Origin of the sequence: Burkholderia sp. AU16482 (genome assembly GCF_002223285.1) — a bacterium.
GTDB lineage: Bacteria > Pseudomonadota > Gammaproteobacteria > Burkholderiales > Burkholderiaceae > Burkholderia > Burkholderia semiarida.
In genome coordinates, this window is sequence record NZ_NKEY01000004.1 from 595,729 (window position 1) to 616,481 (window position 20,753).

At 70.5% G+C, this 20,753-nt stretch carries 18 protein-coding genes and 1 pseudogene; 9 read left to right on the top strand and 10 right to left on the bottom strand.

Annotated elements, in window-relative coordinates; translation table 11 throughout:
- The first annotated feature begins 73 nt into the window (after nt 1-73).
- Nucleotides 74-916: an EcsC family protein gene (locus tag CFB35_RS14425; RefSeq protein WP_089465136.1), complete on the top strand. Its 843-nt coding sequence runs from the start codon at nt 74-76 to the stop codon at nt 914-916.
- Here the strand turns inward: CFB35_RS14425 and CFB35_RS14430 are convergent.
- Together CFB35_RS14430 and CFB35_RS14435 are read right to left on the bottom strand one after the other, a co-directional pair.
- Nucleotides 886-1,848, bottom strand: a complete 963-nt coding sequence (locus CFB35_RS14430) for an alpha/beta hydrolase (protein WP_059580771.1) — start codon at nt 1,846-1,848, stop codon at nt 886-888. The two genes, CFB35_RS14425 and CFB35_RS14430, sit on opposite strands and share 31 nt — an antisense overlap.
- 89 nt (nt 1,849-1,937) lie before the next feature.
- Entirely contained in the window at nt 1,938-2,372 is a 435-nt protein-coding gene (locus CFB35_RS14435) for a CHRD domain-containing protein (protein WP_060966662.1), read from the bottom strand.
- A 488-nt stretch (nt 2,373-2,860) separates the two neighbouring features.
- Here CFB35_RS14435 and CFB35_RS14440 point away from each other — a divergent pair, with 488 nt between their 5' ends.
- Entirely contained in the window at nt 2,861-3,862 is a 1,002-nt protein-coding gene (locus CFB35_RS14440; RefSeq protein WP_059637933.1) for a hypothetical protein, read from the top strand.
- Nucleotides 3,863-3,893: 31 nt separating this feature from the next.
- Here the strand turns inward: CFB35_RS14440 and CFB35_RS14445 are convergent, their stop codons facing one another.
- The 8 genes and pseudogenes from CFB35_RS14445 to CFB35_RS14485 form a co-directional block, all read right to left on the bottom strand.
- Entirely contained in the window at nt 3,894-4,667 is a 774-nt protein-coding gene (locus tag CFB35_RS14445) for a class II aldolase/adducin family protein (protein ID WP_060966661.1), read from the bottom strand.
- A gap of 235 nt (nt 4,668-4,902) precedes the next feature.
- Nucleotides 4,903-6,525: a phospholipase D family protein gene (locus CFB35_RS14450; RefSeq protein WP_089465137.1), complete on the bottom strand. Its 1,623-nt coding sequence runs from the start codon at nt 6,523-6,525 to the stop codon at nt 4,903-4,905.
- 99 nt (nt 6,526-6,624) lie between these two features.
- Nucleotides 6,625-6,989, bottom strand: a pseudogene (locus CFB35_RS35345) (hypothetical protein); the annotation flags it as partial.
- Between the two features lie 130 nt (nt 6,990-7,119).
- Nucleotides 7,120-7,881, bottom strand: coding sequence for a M48 family metalloprotease (locus CFB35_RS14465; protein ID WP_059637939.1), 762 nt, complete (start codon nt 7,879-7,881; stop codon nt 7,120-7,122).
- Nucleotides 7,882-8,083: 202 nt separating this feature from the next.
- Nucleotides 8,084-8,866, bottom strand: a complete 783-nt coding sequence (locus CFB35_RS14470; protein WP_089465139.1) for a glycosyltransferase family 2 protein — start codon at nt 8,864-8,866, stop codon at nt 8,084-8,086.
- Between the two features lie 125 nt (nt 8,867-8,991).
- Nucleotides 8,992-10,233 carry an endoribonuclease L-PSP gene (locus CFB35_RS14475; protein WP_089465140.1) on the bottom strand — a complete coding sequence of 414 codons (1,242 nt, stop codon included), beginning with the start codon at nt 10,231-10,233 and terminating at the stop codon, nt 8,992-8,994.
- Between the two features lie 103 nt (nt 10,234-10,336).
- On the bottom strand, nt 10,337-11,053 hold the full coding sequence (gene fabG / locus CFB35_RS14480; protein ID WP_059580749.1) for a 3-oxoacyl-ACP reductase FabG: 717 nt from the start codon (nt 11,051-11,053) through the stop codon (nt 10,337-10,339).
- Between the two features lie 123 nt (nt 11,054-11,176).
- Nucleotides 11,177-11,461: a phosphopantetheine-binding protein gene (locus CFB35_RS14485; RefSeq protein WP_081066508.1), complete on the bottom strand. Its 285-nt coding sequence runs from the start codon at nt 11,459-11,461 to the stop codon at nt 11,177-11,179.
- 546 nt (nt 11,462-12,007) lie between these two features.
- Here CFB35_RS14485 and CFB35_RS14495 point away from each other — a divergent pair.
- The 7 genes from CFB35_RS14495 (at nt 12,008) to CFB35_RS14525 (ending at nt 20,747) form a co-directional block, all read left to right on the top strand.
- Nucleotides 12,008-12,661 (top strand): hypothetical protein, encoded by a 654-nt coding sequence (locus tag CFB35_RS14495; protein ID WP_089465142.1) that lies wholly within the window; start codon nt 12,008-12,010, stop codon nt 12,659-12,661.
- A gap of 59 nt (nt 12,662-12,720) precedes the next feature.
- A complete protein-coding gene (locus CFB35_RS14500) occupies nt 12,721-14,508 on the top strand; it encodes an acyl-CoA synthetase family protein (RefSeq protein WP_089465143.1) in 1,788 nt (595 codons plus the stop codon).
- The gene (locus CFB35_RS14505; protein ID WP_089465144.1) at nt 14,505-15,482 is read left to right on the top strand and encodes an acyl-CoA synthetase; all 978 of its coding nucleotides are present in this window, start codon (nt 14,505-14,507) and stop codon (nt 15,480-15,482) included. Before CFB35_RS14500 ends, CFB35_RS14505 begins: the two co-directional genes overlap by 4 nt.
- Entirely contained in the window at nt 15,479-16,123 is a 645-nt protein-coding gene (locus CFB35_RS14510) for an outer membrane lipoprotein carrier protein LolA (protein ID WP_089465145.1), read from the top strand. The genes CFB35_RS14505 and CFB35_RS14510 overlap by 4 nt, the downstream gene beginning before the upstream one ends.
- Nucleotides 16,123-18,591: an MMPL family transporter gene (locus CFB35_RS14515; RefSeq protein WP_089465146.1), complete on the top strand. Its 2,469-nt coding sequence runs from the start codon at nt 16,123-16,125 to the stop codon at nt 18,589-18,591. Before CFB35_RS14510 ends, CFB35_RS14515 begins: the two co-directional genes overlap by 1 nt.
- Nucleotides 18,588-19,472, top strand: coding sequence for a polysaccharide deacetylase family protein (locus CFB35_RS14520; protein WP_089465147.1), 885 nt, complete (start codon nt 18,588-18,590; stop codon nt 19,470-19,472). Before CFB35_RS14515 ends, CFB35_RS14520 begins: the two co-directional genes overlap by 4 nt.
- Before the next feature lie 63 nt (nt 19,473-19,535).
- Entirely contained in the window at nt 19,536-20,747 is a 1,212-nt protein-coding gene (locus CFB35_RS14525; RefSeq protein WP_089465293.1) for a beta-ketoacyl-[acyl-carrier-protein] synthase family protein, read from the top strand.
- The last annotated feature ends 6 nt before the right edge of the window (nt 20,748-20,753 follow it).

Sequence of the window (20,753 nt, forward strand, 5' to 3'; positions counted from 1 at the left end):
ATCTCAAAATTCTAGCATGCCGGAGTAATCTAGGCTGGCGATGGTTCAGGGCCCGTTCAGGCCAAGGAGAAAGATGGAACCGATTTCAATCAACCCCGCGACGACGCTGTCGCCGGAGGACCGGGACGCGCTGCGGCGCGCGAAGCAGGTGCTGGAAAGCCCGTCGCTGACGATGAAGCTGACGGGCGTGCTCGGCGCGCCGGTCGAGAAGATGATCGCGCGGCTGCCGGACTTCGCGACCGGCAAGATCAACGATGCGACGCAGCTCGCGCTGCGCAAGTGCCTGCACATCGCGCTGCGAACGCTCGGCAAGCCGCAGGCGCCGGACGCCGAGCCCGACAAGCCCAGCAACCTGCTGCACAAGCTCGCGGTCGCGACGACCGGCGCGGCGGGCGGCGCATTCGGCTTTCTCGCGCTGCCGGTCGAGCTGCCGGTGACGACCACGCTGATCTTCCGCTCGGTGTGCGACATCGCGCGCAGCGAGGGGGAGGATCTGACGTCGGTCGATACGCAGCTGCAGTGCCTCGCCGTGCTCGGGATGGGCGGCCACCCGGACAAGCAGGAGGAGGACGCCGATCTCGGCTATTTCGTGCTGCGCGGCGCGCTCGCGCAGGCGATCTCGAAGGCGTCGTCGGACATCACGGCCAAAGGCATCGCCGCGCACAGCTCGGCGGCCGTGTTCAAGCTCGTGCAGACGGTGGCCTCGCGCTTCTCGGTGCAGGTGACCGAACAGATGGCCGCGAAGTCGATCCCGGCGATCGGCGCCGTGCTCGGCGCGACCGTCAACACGCTGTTCATCGACCACTTCCAGCAGATGGCGCACGGCCACTTCACCGTGCGCCGGCTTGAACGCAAGTACGGCCCGGTGGCCGTCCAGGCCGCCTATCAGGCAATCGACGCCTCGCCCGCGCGCTGAGCCGCGCGCTCGAGCGCGACGCGGCGCAGGAACGCGGCCGCGCGGTCGAGCGCGTCGCGCGCCTCCGGCACCATCGGCGCATACAGCTGCCACACGTGCGGCATGTCGGGCCACACCTCGATCTCCACCGCCACGCCGGCCGCCTTCGCCTTGTCCGCGACGCGGCGCGAATCGTCGAGCAGCACCTCGGTGCTGCCGACCTGGATGTACAGCGGCGGCAGGCCGGTGAAATCGGCGTGGAGCGGCGATGCGTACGGATGCGTCGCCGGCGTGTCGCCCAGATACAGCTTCGCGGCCTTCGGCAGCGCCGCGGCCGCGAACATCGGGTCGCGGCCGTCGTTGCTGCGCATCGTGTCGCCGGTGCCGGCCAGATCCGTCCACGGCGAGAACAGGATCGCGCCGGCCGGCAGCGGCTCGCCGCGATCGCGCAGCGCGACGAGCGTCGCGAGCGCGAGGCCGCCGCCCGCCGAATCGCCGCCGAGCACGATCGACTCGGGCGGCGTGCCGAGCGCCAGCAATTGCCGGTATGCGGCGAGCGCATCGTCGAGCGCGGCCGGGAAGCGGTTTTCGGGCGCGAGCCGATAGTCGAGCGAGAACGCGCGCACACCCGCGCGCTTCGTCAGCCCGAACACCAGCGGCCGGTGCGTCTTCGTCGAACAGAAGTAGTAGCCGCCGCCGTGGAAATACAGCAGCGTGCGGCCGGACCCGCGGCCCGTGGCGGTGTCGGTGCGCTCGAGCCATTCGCCGCGCAGCGGCGCGTCGCCGGCGCCGAAGCACGGGCGCAGCCGGTAGCCCGACGGCGGGCGGCGCGGCACGATCATCCGCAGGTCGGTAAAGCGCCGGGCACGCGCGGGGTCGAGCACCTCGCGCGTGGTTTCGGGACGAAACTGCCAGCGCAGCAGCCAGCAGGCGAACTTGCTTTGCCAACTCATCGGACGCACTCCGTCATCGCAATGTGACGATGGTACGGGCGAACGTGCCCGCGTCGCTCGACAGGTGCCTCTACCTCAAACGCCGGCGCTCAGTTCGCCGGCATCACCTGGCCGCGGATCTCGCCGGACGGGTGTTCCTTCGTATGAATGTTGAAGTACCACTTGCCGCTCATCAGGTCGGTGACCTGCGCGTCGGTGAGTTCCTTCGAACCCTTGATCGGGCTCGTCAGCTCGTCCTTCGGAATCGGCACCTGCACGCCGGCGTTCTGGCCGACCGGCGCGGGCCCGTGGAAATGCGCGGCCGTGGCCGGCCCCGTGAGGTGTTCGTAGGTGACCGTCCACTGCAGCATGCGGGTGGCCGTATCGTAGGTGGCGGCGACGGCGCCCGACCCCTTGGTCGCCGTCGGCGGCACTTCGCTCGACGGCTGCAGACTGGCGGACAGGCGCACCGTTTCGGCAGCGGCGCCGCCGGCGGCCAGCACGCCCGCGAACAACGCGACCTGGAGCAAACGCAGCTTGAGCATGGATTCTCCTTGTACGACGTGGACGCCGCCCGGACAGGGGCGGCAGATACGATGGTAGTCGATTGCGGTCGATCCGGGCAGCCTGCCGAAACGTGGAAGAGACCTTTGCAGCAGGCCCCCTGAATCGCGACGCGGCCTTTCGCTACACTTCGTTTCACAGTTGCTTGTTTCCTTCGTCCGAAGGAGTCTGCGAGTATTCACGCGGCCGCCCGGCCGCGTTTTTTTGCGTGTATCGACCGGCACGCGACATGCCGCACACGAACGTCTTTTTCCGGAATACGAAGCACCACGAATCGTTTTTCATCTCGCGAACGCCGCGATCGAAGCGCATGCCGACGCGCGCCGGGACCCGACCGCGTACCCCGCATGTTGTCACGATACGTGTAATACGTTATTGCGCGAAGCCGGGTCGACACGTGTTTTCCCGCGCAGGAAAATGATCGCGTGTTGTCGTGACTGGAAAGTTGACCGTGCCGGCCCGTCTCCCGATGCCCCGCCCGACCCGCCCCGTTCGCGCCCGCCCGCTGCTGGCGGGACTCTGCTCCGCTGCCGCCCTCTACGGCGCGCCCGCCGACGCGCAGGAATTCTCGCTGTTCACCGGCCCGCTGTGGGGCGGCGGCCAACGCACGTATTCGTGGGCGTTCGATTACCAGGAAGGCTTGAGCCCGCATACCGCGCTCGGCTTCACGTGGTACAACGAAGGGCACATCCCGAATCACCACCGCGATGGCCAGGCCGTGCAGTTCTGGGGCCGCATGCCGCTCGATCGCCGCCGGCTGGTGCTGTCGGCCGGCGCGGGCCCGTATCGCTACTTCGACACGGTGCCGGCCGCCGAAGGCCGCGGTTACTCGAATACGCACGGCTGGGGCGTGCTGATGAGCGTGCGCGCCGCGTACTACACGTCGCACCGCTGGATCGCGCAGCTTCAGGTCAACCGCGCGCAGGTGTTCGGCGGGCCCGACACGACGGCGGTGATGTTCGGCGTCGGCTATCAGCTCGATGCGCCCGACACGCCGGGCCCGCGCGACACCGCGCTGCCGCGCGCGGGCCGGGTCACGCACAACGAAATCACGGCGATGCTCGGCGAGACGATTCTCAACAGCCGCTCGTCACCGTCGACGCTCGGCGGCAGCCTCGAATACCGGCGCGGCCTCACGCGTTCGATCGACTGGACCGCGACGTGGATGTACGAAGGCGCGAAGCAGGCCGTCCGACGCAACGGCGTCGCCTCCCAGCTGTGGCTCACGCGCGCGTTCCTGAACGACAAGGTCACGCTGGCGGCCGGCGCCGGCGCCTATTTCACCGTCAACCAGCGCAACCGCGAAGGCCAGCCGGGCCCCGGCGACGGCCGCCTCTCCGGCATCGTGTCGATCTCGGCCAGTTACCGGATCTCCGAGCGCTGGCTCACCCGCGTCACGTGGAACCGCGTGGTCACGCGCTACGACCGCGACACCGACGTGATCCAGGCCGGCCTCGGCTACCGGTTCTAGGCGGGCGCACTCGCCGCGCGCGCCGCCCCCGTCACGCGCGGTAGCCCGGATCGATCCGGTCGACGATGCGCTGCAGCGCGTCGAACGCGTCCTGCCCCGCGCCATGCTTCGGATCGAAATTCAGCGAATCGCGCACGCACCCTTCGAGCACGGGCGGCGCAATCGGCAGCGCATCGCCGATCGCATGCGTCGCGACCTGCACCTCGCACGCGCGGTTGAGCAGCCACATCAGCGAAAACGTCTGCGCGAGCGTCGCGCCGATCGTCACGGGCCCATGGTTGCGCAGCAGCAGCACGGGCCGCCCGAGCGCGCTGTCGACGATGCGCCGGCCTTCCTCGAGATGCACGGTGATGCCTTCGAAGTCGTGATACGCGACCTTACCGTACAACTGCGCGGCATAGAAATTCGAGAACGACAGCCCGTCGCGCGAACAGCACACGGCCATCGTCGGCGTCGTGTGCACGTGCATCACGCAGTGCGCATCAGGGAGCGCCGCATGGATCGCACTGTGGAACGTGAACCCGGCCGGATTGATCGGCCAGTCGGAATGACCGATCACGTTGCCGTCGATGTCGATCTTCACGAGGTTCGATGCGCACACCTCGCGGTAATGGAGCCCGAACGGATTGATCAGGAAATGCCCGTCCTCGCCCGGCACGCGCAGCGAGATATGGTTGTAGATGAGCTCGGTCCAGCCGAGGTGGTCGAAGATGCGGTAGGCAGCCGCGAGCTGCACCCGCGCCTGCCATTCGGCTTCGGAAAAGCGCGCGGGGCGCGTGAACGGCTGGTTCGGTACACGTTGCATGGGGAACTCCGGTTGCGCGGGGCGCGCAGCGTGGCGGTGCGCGTCGTCCATCGTCTGCCGGCGCCGCGCAGGGTGCGGATCCCGCACGTGCGGCGGCACGTCGTTCGGCACCGTTCCGGCCCGCATTGCGCGAGCGGCCCGGCGCCCTTCACGATTCACATATCGTTGCGCGCACAACCATATCATCTTTCCCCGCGCGCCGGTATCGCGGGTTTTGCCGGAGCCGTTCCCGCCCTTACAACTGATCGTCGACCGGCAGCAGCGTGAAGATGCCCGTCATCACGTTGCGCAGCAGCCCCGCATGCGGGTCGACGTGATAGGTGGTGGTCCGGCCGCCCTCGGTGCCCGTCCATTCGAGCGCGGGCGGGCTGCCGTCGGCCCCCTTCGCGAGCGTGACGCGATAGCTTTCGTCCGGCTGCGTCACGCGCGCGAAAATCGCCGCGGCCTGCTGCGCGAGCACCGGGCTGTGGATCACGAGCGCGAGCTCGGTGTTCAGGTACGCGGAGCGCGGGTCGAGGTTCAGCGAGCCGATCACGAGAATCTGCCGGTCGATCACGTATGCCTTCGCATGCAGGCTCGCACGCGAGCGCGAGCCGAACAGCCGCGCTGGCTGCTGATCCGGCTGCGACTTGAATTCGTACAGCTCGACGCCGCGCCGCAGCAACGGCACGCGATACGGCGCATAGCCGGCCTGCACCGCGACCGCGTCGGTCGCCGCGAGCGAATTCGTGACGATCGCGACGCGCACGCCGCGCGCGGCCGTCTCGCCGAGGATCTTCACGCCGGCGTCGTGCGGCACGAAGTACGGCGAGAACGCGAGGAATTCCTTGCGCGCGCCGCGCGTGAGCTCGGCCAGGCGCTGCATCGGCGGGCTCACGTACGTGCCGGTCGGCCGCGCGACCTTGGTCGGCGCATCGACCTTGAATTCGGCCGGCGCCCACACGAGTTCGAGTTCGTCGCGCGCGATCTGCCGGGCGAGCGGCGTCGCGTTCAGCGGCTTCGCGTTGTACGGATCGGCATTCTTGCGCCAGTGCTCGCGCAGTTCGTCGCGCATCGCGTCGAGATCCTTCGGATCGAAGGTCTGATGATTGAGCACGCGCAGCGGATAGCTGCTCGCGCTCGCCCAGTACTCGTCGAAGCTCGTCGAGATGTCGTGCGTCACGGGGCCGGCCGCCAGCACGTCGAGATCGCGGAACTGCAGCGTCGGGCTCGCACTGAAGTATTCGTCGCCGAGATTGCGGCCGCCGACGATGGCGAGCTGGTTGTCCGCGATCATCGCCTTGTTGTGCATCCGCCGCGTGAAGCTGTCGATCCGCGTGAAGAAGTTGGCCGTACGCTCGACCATGCCGCGCTGCGATGCGCCGAACGGGTTGAACACGCGGATCTCGATGTTCGAATGCGTATTCAGCGCGGCCATCACGCGGTCGATATCGTCGAAGTTCAGGTCGTCGACCAGCATCCGCACGCGCACGCCGCGATCGGCCGCGTACAGCGCCGCGGCGAGCAGCAGCTTGCCCGTCGTATCCTCGGTCGCGATGTAGTACTGCATGTCGAGTGTCTTCGTCGCCGCACGCGCGAGCGCGATGCGCATCTGCAACGCGGTGGCGCCGTCGGCCAGCAGTCGGAAGCCCGACTGCCCCGGATGCGCGGCCTCCGGCGCGGCCAGCGCATCGCGCAACGGCGTCGCGGTAGCGGCCGGCAACGCGTGGGAGACGGGGCGATCGAGCGAAGTGGCGGGCGGATGCGTCGCGCACGCGGCGAGCGGCAGCAGCGCACAGACGATCAGCGCGCGGGCCTGGCGGCATGCGGCGCGCCACGGCAGCGCGGCCGGTGCGCGCCGGATCAAGGACGTGAGCACGGAAGCTTCCTCGACAGTCGGATCAATGGGCACGTCATTGCCGCGGCGCGCGGCTGACAGGCGGTCCCGATCGATTCTAGTGGGCGCCCGACGAACCGGTCAATTGGGCGGACCGAGCATGCCGCGCCGTTGCTCCGACCCATCTCGCGGTACATCGCTCGGTTCGAGATGGCTGCGTACGTAGTCGATATGGTCTGCATCGCGGGTGCGCGCCTCTTGGAGCCGGCGCGTGCGAATCGCCCCGCACACGACCGGGTGCCGCAATGACAGCAACCCGGGTGCCTGCTCGTCCTCCATCGTCATCCCGGCCATGTCGATCCGACGTGCTCGCGCAGCATGCGCGCCACGCCCGTATGTCGATGCACGCACATCGTGTTGCGCGACGCGAGCGCGATCGCCTCGTGCAGCTTCGCGTCGGTCGCGGCTGCGACGGCCGCGTCGCCGTTCGCGTGCGCGGTTTCGAGCGCATAAGCGGCGGCAGGCGCCCCGAGAAAACAAAACCCCACGCCCGAACAACGAGCGTGGGGTTTTTCATGTCGCTTGCCGATCGCCGGCGCGGACGGCCGGCAATCCGCCGCGCGATCGGCTGCGGAATCAGCTACCTTTCGCGATGCGATCCTCGATGTGCTGCGCACGGCTCGACGAAGACGGGTGCGAGCTCATCATCGAGCTCTGGCCGCCGTCGAGCTTCGCGAGCTTCTGGAACGCGGTGACGAGGCCCTTCTGGCTCATGTTCTTCTGCTTCATCAGGTCGAACGAGTAGTCGTCGGCCGCGCTTTCCTGCGACTGCGAGAACTGCGCGTTGATGAACTTCTCGGTGATGTCGCCGAGCTGCGAGCTCGTCAGCGCCGCCACGCCCGGCGAAGCCGCGCCGGCCGCGGTACGCGCCGCGCTCACCGCATACGCCGTCTGCATCGCCTTCTTCGAGTGGCCGAGTGCGACGTGGCCCATTTCATGGCCGATCACGCCGCGCAGCTCGTCGTCGTTCATCATGTCCATCAGGCCGCTGTACACGCGCACGCAGCCGTTGCCCATCGCCCACGCGTTGACGTCCTTGGTCAGGTAGACCTTGTAGTTGATCTTCTGGCCGTTCAGCGTCATGTCGCCGAAGCCCTTCATCACCTTCGTCAGGCGCTTCGCGTACGCGCTGTTCGGCGGCGCGATCTTCGATTCGGCGTCGCTCGCTTTGCACGACTCGTTCGACAGCGCGGCGATGTCGCTGTCCGACAGCGTCGCCGCCTTGTAGAGATTGGTCCCCGCCGACGTCAGGCTGTTCGCGTCAAGGTTCTGTACCCCGCCGCACGCGCTCAACAGAAACGCCACGCCACACGCCGCCACCGCTTTCTTGAGTTGCATCCCGGAATCCCTCGATAGTTGTATTTGGGAGCGGCGATTTTGCATAATCCGGCGGAAAATTACCAGATGTTTACATCACATGACATGTCGATTACTCGGTAGATTGAAAATAAGTGTCAAAACATGGTCGAATTGACGACAAAAAGCGCCGCAATCGTCGCGCTCGGGCGACGGCCGGAACGGAAGCCGGAAACGGTGTCGCTCAGGCGGTCTGGCCGCGGCGGCGCGTCAGGCGGCGGGCGACCAGCATCGGCAGCCTCACCGCGAAGCCGGTGAAAAGACGCAAGTGCATCCACGCGAGCAGCGCGTTGTCGCGACCGTAGTGAAAGTGCGACACGCCGCCTTCGTGCCGGCCGAAATAGCGCACCGGCGCGTCGATGCGGATCGGACGCACGCCGGCCCAGCACAGCCGCACGGCCGCTTCGGGATCGAAGTCGAAGCCGCGCATCCACGGCTGGCGCCGCATGATCGCCGCCAGCGGCGCGACCGGATACACGCGAAAACCGTACAGCGAATCGCCGATGCCGGCCCAAAGCGTCTCGAGGTCGGCCCACGCGTTCGACAGCCGGCGCCCCTGCACGCGCAACGGCGGCGCGCTCGCGTCGAACTTCGGCACGCCGAGCACCATCGCGTCGGGCGCGGCCTGCGATGCCGCCATGAAAGCGGGAATCAGGTCCGCCGGATGCTGGCCGTCGGAATCCATCGTCAACACGTGCGTGAAGCCGCTCGCGGCGGCCGCGTCGAGGCCCGCGAGCACCGCGGCGCCCTTGCCGCGATTCTCCGGCAGCACGATCACGCGCAAGCCGGGATCGCGCTCGGCCATCGCCTGCAGCCGTTCGGCGCTGCCGTCGGTGCTGCCGTCGACGACGACCCACACCGGGTTCCACTGCGCGCGCGCATTGCGCACGGTCGTGTCGACCTTGGCGCCCGGGTTGTAGCTCGGAATCAGGACGAGATGAGTGGACGACGCGTGCAGCCTGGACATGGGAACAGCCGATGACGTAGACGGGGATCCTGACAAAAGTGCATGACTTGCCGACGAACGCTCGCACGCGTCGTCGACCTCGGTTGCAGGCCGGGCCGGTGGCCGGATCGCGAGGCTCTCGCGTTTCATGGCAGCCACTCCATCGCATGACCGGCGCTGGCCTCGATCTCGACCAGCAAGTCGTCGCGACACACGTGCGCATGCACGAACAGCGGCCGCACGTGAGAACCGGCCGCGTCGCGCAGCACGCGGTCGATCGCGGCCAGCGCCGCGGTGTCGCCGGCGTCGCGCACGTAGACGCGATAGCCGAGGTCGGCGAGCGAGTACGGGCCGTGCCCCTGCCGCGCGGCCTGCTCGAGCACCGCCGCGAGATTCGCGACCGTCTCGCGCGTCTGCGCGACGACGTCGCCGCGATGCACGGTGCGATGCCCGACGATGCTCGCGGTGCCCGATACGAACAGCACCGGCGCCGCATCGCCATCGGCCCATGCGGCGGCGCGTGCGAACGTCGGTGCACGCGGGCCGTACTGCGCCGGATAGTGATACGCGCTGACCTGGCGCGGATTCTCGACGGCATCGGCCGGCGTGCGGCTCGCGAGGAAATGAATCGCGAGCGGCGCGGCAGGCGGCGTATCGCCCGCGACCGGCACGACCGAGCCGAGCGCGCATGCGGCCGGCACGCCGCCCGTCAATGCGCGCCGGCACGCATCGAACGCGTGCTGACGGCCGATATTGAACTGACGATAGCGCTCGATCCCGAACTGCACCGCGTTGATCGCCGGCACCGTGTTCCAGATCCGCAGCGGATGCGGCATGCCGAGCGTATCGAGCAGGCCGAACAGCGCGTGGTACGCATCGAACGTCGCGCGTTCGAGCGGCGTGCCGCCGTCGCGCGGCGCGTCGTACGCCGCGTCCGTCTCGTGCACGACGAGGCTGCCGAACACGAGCCCCGCCGCTTCGCTGTAGCGGTAGTGCAGCGCACCGCGCCGTTCGCTGCGCAGGTCGTGCGCGTCGCATTGCCAGAGTTCGCAGACGGCATCGCCCGGCGCGACTTCGGCGCCGAGCAGCGCCATCCGCACCGGCGCGACCGGCAAGCCGGGCGCAACATCGGTCAGCATCCGCGCCAGCGCCTGCGCGCGCGATTCGTGCGGCGTGCCCGCGGCGCCGATGCACACCGCGCCCAGCGCGCCGGGAAACACGCGATCGAGTGCGTCGCCACGGCCGCGCGCATCGTGCAGCAGCGCGACGAGCCGCGCATCGCTCATCTGGACGAGCCGCAGCGCGCGGTCGCCGCCGTGCGCGAACGGCGCGGCGGCGGGGGACGGCGAACACGGGTGCCGTTCGGCGTCGACTGGTTGCACGGACACTTCGATTTCCTCACTATGGGGGCGCAGGCCGAACGACGACGCGGCCCTGCACCGCGGTGCGTTACATCAGGCCAATGCGGTCAGGCCAACGCGACACGCCGCGTCATGCGAGCCCGCCGTTGACGGACAACACCTGCCCCGTCACATAGGCCGCGGCGTCGGATACCAGATACGCGACCATCGCCGCGACTTCGTCGGGCCGGCCCGCGCGCTGCGCGGGCACGAGCTGCCTGATGCGTTCGGCGGGAAACGCCTGTTCGGCCATCGGCGATGCGATGATCCCGGGCGCCACCGCATTCACGGTGATGCCGCGCGACGCGAGCTCCAGCGACAGCGACTTCGTCGCGCCGATCAGCCCCGCCTTCGCGGCCGCGTAGTTGGCCTGCCCGCGATTGCCGGTCACGCCGGCCACCGATGCGATGTTGACGATCCGTCCGTGCCGCGTGCGGATCATCGGCAGCAGTAGCGGCTGCGTGACGTTGAAAAAACCGTTGAGCGTCACGTCGATCACGCTGCGCCACTGCTGGCGCGACATGCCGGCCATCGGCGCGTCGTCGTGGATGCCCGCGTTGTTGACGAGGATCTGCACCGGTGCCTCGTCGATGAACGGCTTCAGCGCGGCAAGCGTCGCGTCGGCATCGGTCACGTCGAACGCGATCGCGTGCGCGGCGCCGCCGGCCGCGACGATCTGCTGCGCGACCGCCTGCGCGTGCGCGAGATGGCGGTTCGCATGCACCCACACTTCATGGCCGGCCTGCGCGAGCGCCGTGCAGATCGCCTGCCCGAGCGCGCCGCTGCCGCCCGTCACGAGCGCCCGCATCGAATGGCTCCGTTCATCGCGTTTTCACCTCGATCGACGCGGCCGCGCATCGTCCGCCGAGCGCCGCCGCGTGCCGTCTTCATCGTTGCGCCGCGCGCTGCGCTACGCCGCTGCGCGACACCGTCACTTCGTGCGATGCGCGGCGACGTACGCCGCCAGCGCGCCGAGCGTCGCAAAGATCTTTTGGTTGTCCGGATTGTCCGAGCGCAGCTCGAAGCCGTATTGCTTCGAAATCAGCAGCGCGATTTCCAGAATGTCGATGGAGTCGAGCCCGAAACCTTCGCCATACAGCGGCGTGTCGGCCGTCACTGTATCGAGCGAGACGTCTTCGAGATTCAGTTCGCCGATGATCAGCGTGGCGAGCTCTTGTTCCAGTGCGTTCATCATGCGTGCGTGCAGGCGGCCCATGGCAGCGGGAGGCGCCCGGAAACGGCAACCATCGTGCACGCCCGGCGCGTGCGAATCTCCGTCCCTCCGGCCTCTGCCGGCTTCCCCGCCTGCGTCGTTTGGGGATCGTTTGTAAAAGTTACGCGGATTCTAGACGAAGGGTATCGGGGCGTATACCGCGAATGGTTACAAGACTGGCGAGCCGCCGCCGCGGCCCGTTTCGGCCGCGAATGCACGAGACGCTTGAGCCGCTTTGGATGGAAATGCACCGACCCCGCGAAACCGTTCGTCCCGCGCCATACAATCGGTTACAAAAGCCGGTCGCGGCCGCCCCGAACCGGCGCTGCCGCGGCCCTAAAATGAGCGTGCCCGACCACCGGCCCGGACCCGCGTCCGGGCCACCATTCATATGATGTTTGACGGCCCGACCGCGCGTCCGCCGACGATCCACCCGATGTCTCCAGTCATGCCGCGTCCGCTCTTGTGCCCCGTTCCGGTTCGCCCGCCCGTCCGCCGCCGCCATCCGGCCGCCGGCCGGTGCACACGCGGCGCGCGCGGAGGCCGCCGATGAGCCGGCTGCTGCCCGTCGTGCGCGGCATTGCGGCGGCCGGGGCCGTGGCCGCCTACCAGGTGGGCGCGCACTACGCGAGCGCGACACCCGGCGCGCACGGCTTCGGCCTCGCGATGGCGCTCGTGCCGCCGCTGCTGCTCGCGCTGGGCGCGGCGCTGCGCTCGCCGCGGCGCGCATGGCTCGTGCCGGCATGGCTGCTGGCCGCCGCCGCGCTGTGGGTCGCGCGCGCGCCGCTCGCGCGGCACTTCGAATGGGGCCTGTATCTGGAACACGCGAGCTTCAACGTCGCGATGGCGCTGCTGTTCGGCCGCACGCTCGTGGCCGGCCAGGTGCCGCTGTGCACGCGCTTCGCGGCGATGATCCACGGCGCCGTCACGCCGGCCGTCGCGCGCTACACGCGGCGGATCACGCTCGCGTGGACGCTGTTCTTCGTCGCGACCGCCGCCGTGTCGACGCTGCTGTTCGCGACCGCGCCGATCGTCACGTGGTCGACGTTCGCGAACTATCTGTCGCTGCCGCTCGTCGCCGTGATGTTCGCCGCCGAGCATGCATGCCGGCGTTTCGCGCTGCCTCACGAGCCACGGCCGCGGATGATCGACGCGGTGCGCGCGTATCGCGCGTCGACCCACGCGTCGCAGGCCTCGCGATGAATTCATGACCGGCGTGGCTTCACGGCCGCGCCGGCCTTCGTTCCCGTCTTGACCGATTTATGCCGACTCACCCGCTGGTATTCCATGCCTCGCCCGACCAGACGATCGCCTGGCGCGACGGCTCGCCCGTCACCGTGCGCGCCTTCGTCGCCGACGTCGCGCGCGTGGCCGCCGCGCTGCCCGCCGGCGGCCACGTGTTCAACGTGTGCCGCGACCGCTATCGCTTCGCGGTCAGCCTGTGCGCGGCGCTCGTCGCCGGCAGGATCAGCCTGCTGCCGTCGACGCATACGCCTGAAATGGTCCGCCAGCTCGCGTCGTTCGCGCCCGACGCGTTCTGCCTGCACGATGCGCCCGACTGCGCGATCGACCTGCCGCGCTTCGCGTATCCCGACGCCGCGCCCGGCGAATGCACGGGCGATGCGCCGTTCGCCGTGCCGCAGATCGACGCGGCGCGGATCATGGCCTACGTGTTCACGTCCGGCTCGACCGGCGCGCCGGTGCCGCACCGCAAGACCTGGGGCTTCCTGGTCGGCTGCGTGCGCGCGGCGGCCGAGCGCCTCGGGCTGCTCGACGGGCGCGCGGCCACGCTGATCGGCACGGTGCCCGCGCAGCACATGTACGGCTTCGAGTCGACGGTGCTGCTCGCGCTGATCGGCGGCCTCGCGTTCAGCAACCGCCAGCCGTTCTACCCGGGCGACATTCGCGACGAGCTCGACGCGATCCCGCAGCCGCGCGTGCTCGTCACGTCGCCGATCCACCTGCGTGCGCTGCTGGCGGCCGGTCACGGGCTGCCGCGCGCGGCGCTGGTGCTGTCGGCCACCGCGCCGCTGTCGGAAAAGCTCGCGTGCGAAGCCGAGGCCGCGCTCGACGCGCCGCTCGTCGAGATCTACGGCAGCACCGAGACGGGCCAGATCGCGACCCGTCGCACGTCGCAAGGCGCGGCGTGGGACCCGTTCCCGGGCATCCGGCTCGACGCGCGCGACGCACGCGACGATCCGGCCGGCGACGACAGCGAGCCGACGGTCTGGGTATCGGGCGGGCACGTCGAGACGCCCGTGCCGATGGGCGACGCGCTCGAGCTGCTCGGCGACGGCCGGTTCCTGCTGCACGGCCGCAAGGCCGACCTCGTCAACATCGCCGGCAAGCGCACGTCGCTCGCATATCTAAATCATCAGCTCAACGCGATCCCCCGCGTGGTCGACGGCGTGTTCTTCATGCCCGACGAAGCCGCGCCCGCGCGTGGCGACACGGCGCTCGAACCGGTCACGCGGCTCGTCGCGCTGGTCGTCGCGCCGACGCTCGCGGCCGCCGATCTGCAACGCGCGCTGCGCGAGCGAATCGACCCCGCGTTCATGCCGCGCCCGCTCGTGTTCGTCGATGCGCTGCCGCGCAACGAAACGGGCAAGCTGCCGCGCGACGTGCTGGCCGCGCTCGTCGCGCACCATGCGCGCGCCGCGGCCGCGGCGGCCACGACGGTCGTTCCGCCGGCCGAGGGCGACCCGGCCGGCACGCCGTCGCCCTCGCCCTCGCCCTCGCTCGCGTTCACGATCGCCGCCGACCATCCCGCGCTGCCCGGCCACTTTCCCGGCCATCCGGTCGTGCCGGGCGTCGTGCTGCTCGATCACGCGATCCATGCGATCGGCGCGGCGCTGAACCGTCCGCTGCACGCGTGGCGGCTCGGCGCCGCGAAATTCCTGAGCCCGGTCGCACCCGGCGAACCGCTCGATCTCGCGTACGACGCCGCGGCCGGCGGCGCGATCCGCTTCACGGTGCGCGCCGGTTCGCGCGAGGTCGCGACCGGCGTGCTGTCCGCGCCACCGGCCGCGCGGGATGGCGCGCAGCCATGAAGCGCACCGCGTGGGCCGAGCGTCAGGAGCGCAGCAACGCGGGCTTGCTGCGCGCGATGACGTGGATCTCGCTGCGCTTCGGCCGACAGCGCGCGCGCATCGTGCTGCACCTGATCGCGACGTATTTCGTGCTGTTCTCGCCGGCCGCGTGCGCGGCGTCGCGCGACTACCTGCGCCGCGTGCTCGACCGCCCCGTGCGCTGGCGCGACGTGTACCGGCACGTGTTCACGTTCGCGGCGACGATCCACGATCGCGTGTACCTGATGAACGGGCGCTTCGACCTGTTCGACATCCGGCTGCACGGCGAAACGCTCGTCGACGCTGCGCTCGCGGGCGGACGCGGCGCGTTCCTGATGGGCGCGCACCTCGGCAGCTTCGAGGTCGTGCGCGCGATCGGCCGCACGCGCCCGGACCTGCGCGTGGTCGTCACGATGTATGAGCAGAACGCACGCAAGATCAACGCGACGCTCGCGGCGGTGAACCCGGCCGCGCAGCCGGAGGTGATTCCGCTCGGGCAGGTCGACTCGATGCTGAAGGTGCGCGAGCGCCTCGACGCAAATTGCATGGTCGGCATGCTCGCCGACCGCACGCTGCTCGACGACGCGGCCGCGTCGCTGCGGCGCCTGCCGCTGCTCGGCGCGCCGGCCGCGTTCCCGGTCGGCCCGCTTTACATGGCCGCGATGCTCAAGCGCCCGGTGATCTTCATGACGGGCCTCTATCGCGACGGCAACCGCTACGACGTGCACTTCGAGACCCTTGCCGATTTTTCCGACGTGCGGCGCGACACGCGCGCGGCGGCGGTCGACGCGGCGCTCGCGCGCTACGTCGCGCTGCTCGACAGGTACTGCCGCGCGGCGCCGTACAACTGGTTCAACTATTTCGATTTCTGGCAAGGCGGCGACGCCGCGCCCGCGCGCCGCGACGCGGTGCGCGCCGGCGCCGACCTGCCCGCCACGAGGGATTCCGACGCATGACCGCCGCTCGCCGCTGCCTGTTCCCGTTCTCGTTGCCCGTGGCCGCGTGCACCGCGCGCGTGCTCGCCGCCAGCGCCGCCGCGATCGCGCTGGCCGTGCCTGCGTACGCGGCCGATGCCGGTTCGGCCTGGACTCTCGACCGGCTGATGTCGACGCTCGCGCAGCACAAGTCGGGCCGCGCGACCTTTACCGAGACGAAGCACCTGTCGATCGCCACGCAGCCGGTCGAATCGTCGGGTGAACTGGTGTTCGTCGCGCCCGATCATCTGGAAAAGCACACGCTGAGCCCGAAGCCCGAGCACCTCGTCGTCGACGGCGACATGCTCACCGTCGAGCGCAACGACCGCAAGTACACGCTCGCGCTCGCGCGCTATCCGGAGCTCGGCGCGTTCATCGACAGCATCCGCGCGACGCTCGCCGGCAACCGCTTCGCGCTCGAACGGGTGTACAAGGTCGCGCTGTCCGGGCGCGGCGACGGCTGGACGATGACGCTCACGCCGCTCGACTCGCGGATGCTGAAGGTCGTCAGCACGATCACGCTCGACGGCACGCGCGACACGTTGCGCGGCGTCACGATCCGGCAGGCCGACGGCGATCGTTCGGTGATGCGCCTGCAACCCGCCGCGGCGAACGCGAACTGATGGACGATCGCATGCGCCCCTCCCCCGTCGCCCCCCGCGTGCCCGCATGGCGGCAGCGCGCGGTGCTCGTGTGGCTGCTCGCGCTCGTCGCGTGCGGCGTCGCGATCGGGCGCGCGCACTTCACGGCCGACCTGTCCGCGTTCCTGCCGAACGCGCCGAGCGCCGGGCAGCGCGTGCTCGTCGACCAGTTGCGCGACGGCATCGTGTCGCGCCTGATCCTCGTCGCGATCGACGGCGGCGATGCGGCCACGCGCGCCGCGCTGTCGCGGCGCGTCGCCGGCACGCTGCGCGCCGATCCGCGGTTCGCGGCCGTTCACAACGGCGAAGCCGCGAACGACGCGCGCGACCGGCAGTTCATCTTCGATCACCGCTATCTGCTGAGCCCGGCCGTCACGCCGCAGCGCTTCAGCGCCGACGGCCTGCACCAGGCGCTCGGCGACAGCCTCGACCTGCTGAGTTCGTCGGCCGGCCTCGTCGCGAAGGCGATGCTGCCGCGCGATCCGACCGGCGAAGTCGCCGCGCTCGTCGACGGCCTCGACGGCGCGGCCGAGCCCGCGAGCCGCGACGGCGTGTGGGCGTCGCGCGACGGCACGCGCGCGGTGCTGGTCGTGCAGACGGCCGCCGCCGGCTCCGATACCGACGCGCAGGCCCGCGCGATCGACGCCGTGCGCCGCGCGTTTGCGGCCGCGACGCGGGCCGTGCCGAACGCGAACGCGGCGACGCTCGCGATGACGGGCCCCGGCGTGTTCTCGGTCGATACGCGCGACACGATCCGGCACGACGTCGAACGGCTGTCGACGGCGAGCGTCGTGCTGATCGTCGCGCTGCTGCTCACGCTCTACCGTTCGCCGCGCACGCTCGCGCTCGGCTTGCTGCCGGTGCTGACGGGCGTCGCGGCCGGAGTCGCGGCAGTCAGCGCCGCGTTCGGCACGGTCCACGGGCTGACGCTCGGGTTCGGCACGACGCTGATCGGCGAAGCCGTCGACTATTCGATCTACCTGTTCGTGCAATCGGCATCGGTCGGCACGCGCGGCGCCGCGCACCCGGCCAACGCGACGCGCGCGTGGGTCGCCGCGTACTGGCCGACGATCCGGCTCGGCGTGCTGACGTCGGTGTGCGGGTTCGCGTCGATGCTGTTCTCCGGATTCCCGGGCCTCGTGCAACTCGGGCTCTATTCGATCGTCGGGCTGACGGCCGCCGCGCTCGTCACGCGCTTCGTGCTGCCGCACCTGCGCGGCGAGCATGTCGCGATTCGCGACGTATCGCGCGTCGGCGCCGTGCTCGCGCGCGCGGCCGACGCCGCGCCGCGGCTGCGCTGGCCGCTCGCGGTACTCGTGGTTGCCGCGTGCGCGACGCTCGCGCTGCATCGCGACGGCCTGTGGAGCCGCGAGCTCGCCGCGCTCAGCCCCGTGCCGGCACAGGCGCAGGCGCTCGACGCACGGCTGCGCGCCGACGTCGGCGCGCCCGACGTGCGCTACCTCGTCGTGATTGCCGCGCCGACCGAACAGGCCGCACTCGAACGCGCGGAAAAGGTGGCCGCGCAATTGCAGCCGCTCGTCGACCACGGCACGCTCGGCGGTTTCGACAACCCCGCACGCTACCTGCCGAGCGACGCCGCGCAGCGCGCGCGCCAGGCGAGCCTGCCGGATGCGAGCGTACTCGCCGAACGGATGCGCGTTGCCGTCGCGAACCAGCCGATCGCGGTGAAACCCGACCTGTTCGCGCCGTTCGTCGCCGACGTCGACGCCGCGCGTCGCGCGCCGCCGTTGACGCGCGCGGACCTGCGCGGCACGTCGATGGCGCTCGCCGTCGACGCGCTGCTGACCGAACGCGACGGCCGCTGGAGCGCGATGCTGCCGCTGCGTGCGCCGGACGCCGCGCGCACCGCGCAGCCGGCGCCGAGCGTCGACGCCGCGCGGATTCGCGCCGCCGTCGCGCGCGCGGGCGTGCCCGATGCGCTGTTCGTCGACATGAAGGCCGAAGCCGATCGGCTGTACGTGAGCTACGTGCACGAAGACATCCGGCTGTCGCTCGCGGGATTCGCCGTGATCGCCGTGCTGCTGCTGATCGCGCTGCGCTCGCCCCGGCTCGCCGCGCGCGCCCTCGCCCCGCTCGTTGCGGCCGTGCTGGTCGTGACGGCCGGTTTCGCGCTCGCCGGCGTGCAACTGACGATCCTGCACCTCGTCGGGATGCTGCTGATCGTCGCGGTCGGCTCGAACTACGCGCTATTCTTCTGCCGGCGCGGCGACGCGCAGCCCGTCACGCCGTACACGCTGGTGTCGCTGCTGATCGCGAACCTCGCGACGGTCGCCGGCTTCGGGCTGCTCGCGCTGTCGCGCGTGCCGCTGCTCGAAACCTTCGGGCTGACCGTCGGCCCCGGCGCGATGCTCGCGCTCGCGTTCGCGGCGATTCTCGCGCCGCGCGCCGCGACGGCGGTCGGCAATCACGAGCAACGAGGCCGCGCATGAACGTGCCGCCTTTCATCCCCCCGCGCGATACCGGCGACGCACGCCGCTGGAAGCCGACGCCGCTGATCGCGGGCGCCGCCGCGCTGCACGCGGGCGCGGCCGCCGCCGTGATCGCACAACCGGCCGCGTGGCCGTGGGCCGTCGGCGGCGTGGCCGCGTCGCATCTCGCGCTGACCGCGGCCGGCCTGTGGCCGCGCAGCACGCTGCTCGGCCCGAACTGGACGCGCCTGCCGGCCGGCGCGGGCCGCCGCATCGCGCTGACGATCGACGACGGCCCGGACCCGGACGTCACGCCGCGCGTGCTCGACCTGCTCGACCGTTACGACGCGCGCGCGACGTTCTTCTGCATCGGCGATCTCGCACGCCGTCATCCGCGGTGGATCGAGGCGATCGTCGCGCGTGGCCATGCGGTGGAGAACCACAGCCAGCGGCACCGCCATACGTTCTCGCTATCGGGGCCGGCGGCGCTGCGGCGCGAAATCGCCGCCGCGCAGCAGACGCTGACCGACATCGCCGGCACGCGCCCGCTGTTCTTCCGCGCGCCGGCCGGCCTGCGCAATCCGTTTCTCGAACCCGTGCTGTGCGAATTCGGCCTGCAACTCGCGAGCTGGACGCGGCGCGGCTTCGACACGCGTGCGCGTGACGCCGCGACCGTCACGCGCCGCCTGCTGCACGGGCTCGATGCGCGCGACATCCTGCTCGTGCACGACGGTCACGCGGCGCGCGATGCGCGCGGCGAACCGGTCGTGCTCGACGTGCTGCCGGCGGTGCTGCGCGCAGCCGCCAACGCGCAACTGCACTGGACCACCTTGCGCGCGGCGCTCGCGCCCGAACCGCCCGGCCAGCCGGGCGTTCCGGCACCCCCGTTTGATAAGATCTGACCTCGAACGGCGCGCGTGCCGGCCCTGCTGCAGCGCCCGTTCCGGCCACCGGATGCGACTCTCGTGAACCCTCTCCTGCTCTCGCACTTCACCGCCACCAGCTGCATCGGCCGCGGCCTCGACGCGACCCTCGATGCACTGCGCCACGCCCGCGGCGGGCTCGTGCCGTGCAACTTCGAGCGTGCGGATCTCGACACGTGGATCGGCGCGGTGGACGGCGTCGATGCGCGGCCCGTACGCGCCGATCTCGCCGACTTCGAGTGCCGCAACAACCGCCTCGCGCAACTCGGCCTGACGCAGGACGGCTTCGATGCGCGCGTCGCGGCGGCGGTCGCGCGCTACGGCGCCGCACGCGTGGGCGTGTTCGTCGGCACGAGCACGGCCGGCATCCTCGAAACCGAACGCGCGTACCGGCGCCGTGACCCGACGAGCGGCGCGCTGCCGGCCGACTTCCGCTATGCGCACACGCACAACCCGTATTCGCCGGCCGCGTTCGTGCGCGCGTATTTCGCGCTGCGCGGGCCGGCGATGGCGATCTCGTCCGCGTGCTCGTCGGGCGCGAAGGTGTTCGGCTCCGCGCGCCGCATGATCGAGGCCGGGCTGATCGACGCGGCCGTCGTCGGCGGCGTCGATTCGCTGTGCCTGACCACGCTGTACGGCTTCAATTCGCTGGAACTGCTGTCGCGCCAGCCGTGCCGGCCGTTCGACGTCGCGCGCGACGGCATCTCGATCGGCGAGGCCGCCGCGTTCGCGCTCGTCGAACGCGCCCCGGCCGCGCCTGCCGCGCTCGACGGCGACGCGATCCTGCTGCTCGGCATCGGCGAATCGAGCGACGCGCACCATATGTCGTCGCCGCATCCGGAAGGGCTCGGCGCGCGCGCCGCGATCGAACAGGCGCTCGCGTCCGCCGGCCTCGGCGCGCACGATATCGATTACGTGAACCTGCACGGCACCGCGACGCCAAGCAACGACGCAGCGGAAAGCCGCGCGGTCCGCACGTTGTTCGCGCGCACGCCGTGCAGCTCGACGAAGGGCGCGACCGGCCACACGCTCGGCGCGGCCGGCGCGCTGGAAGCGATCGTCGCCGCGCTCGCGCTGCGCGAGCAATTCGTGCCGGCCGGCGTCAACACGACGCAGCCCGACCCGGCGCTCGTCGCCGATTACGTGCTCGCGAGCCGCGACACGCGCGTGCGCGCCGTCCTCTCCAATTCGTTCGGCTTCGGCGGCACGAACTGCAGCCTGATCCTCGGCCGCGCCGATCACGACCGCCGTTGAGGCCCG

Bases quoted from the DNA above. Each gene is read 5' to 3' on its own strand.
- CFB35_RS14495 (WP_089465142.1), top strand. From the start codon at position 12,008: ATGAGCCGGCTGCTGCCCGTCGTGCGCGGCATTGCGGCGGCCGGGGCC.
- CFB35_RS14505 (WP_089465144.1), top strand. From the start codon at position 14,505: ATGAAGCGCACCGCGTGGGCCGAGCGTCAGGAGCGCAGCAACGCGGGC.
- CFB35_RS14425 (WP_089465136.1), top strand. From the start codon at position 74: ATGGAACCGATTTCAATCAACCCCGCGACGACGCTGTCGCCGGAGGAC.
- CFB35_RS14485 (WP_081066508.1), bottom strand. From the start codon at position 11,461: ATGGGCCGCCTGCACGCACGCATGATGAACGCACTGGAACAAGAGCTC.
- CFB35_RS14445 (WP_060966661.1), bottom strand. From the start codon at position 4,667: ATGCAACGTGTACCGAACCAGCCGTTCACGCGCCCCGCGCGCTTTTCC.
- CFB35_RS14500 (WP_089465143.1), top strand. From the start codon at position 12,721: ATGCCGACTCACCCGCTGGTATTCCATGCCTCGCCCGACCAGACGATC.
- CFB35_RS14440 (WP_059637933.1), top strand. From the start codon at position 2,861: ATGCCCCGCCCGACCCGCCCCGTTCGCGCCCGCCCGCTGCTGGCGGGA.
- CFB35_RS14430 (WP_059580771.1), bottom strand. From the start codon at position 1,848: ATGAGTTGGCAAAGCAAGTTCGCCTGCTGGCTGCTGCGCTGGCAGTTT.
- CFB35_RS14465 (WP_059637939.1), bottom strand. From the start codon at position 7,881: ATGCAACTCAAGAAAGCGGTGGCGGCGTGTGGCGTGGCGTTTCTGTTG.
- CFB35_RS14515 (WP_089465146.1), top strand. From the start codon at position 16,123: ATGGACGATCGCATGCGCCCCTCCCCCGTCGCCCCCCGCGTGCCCGCA.
- CFB35_RS14510 (WP_089465145.1), top strand. From the start codon at position 15,479: ATGACCGCCGCTCGCCGCTGCCTGTTCCCGTTCTCGTTGCCCGTGGCC.
- CFB35_RS14470 (WP_089465139.1), bottom strand. From the start codon at position 8,866: ATGTCCAGGCTGCACGCGTCGTCCACTCATCTCGTCCTGATTCCGAGC.
- CFB35_RS14520 (WP_089465147.1), top strand. From the start codon at position 18,588: ATGAACGTGCCGCCTTTCATCCCCCCGCGCGATACCGGCGACGCACGC.
- CFB35_RS14435 (WP_060966662.1), bottom strand. From the start codon at position 2,372: ATGCTCAAGCTGCGTTTGCTCCAGGTCGCGTTGTTCGCGGGCGTGCTG.
- fabG (WP_059580749.1), bottom strand. From the start codon at position 11,053: ATGCGGGCGCTCGTGACGGGCGGCAGCGGCGCGCTCGGGCAGGCGATC.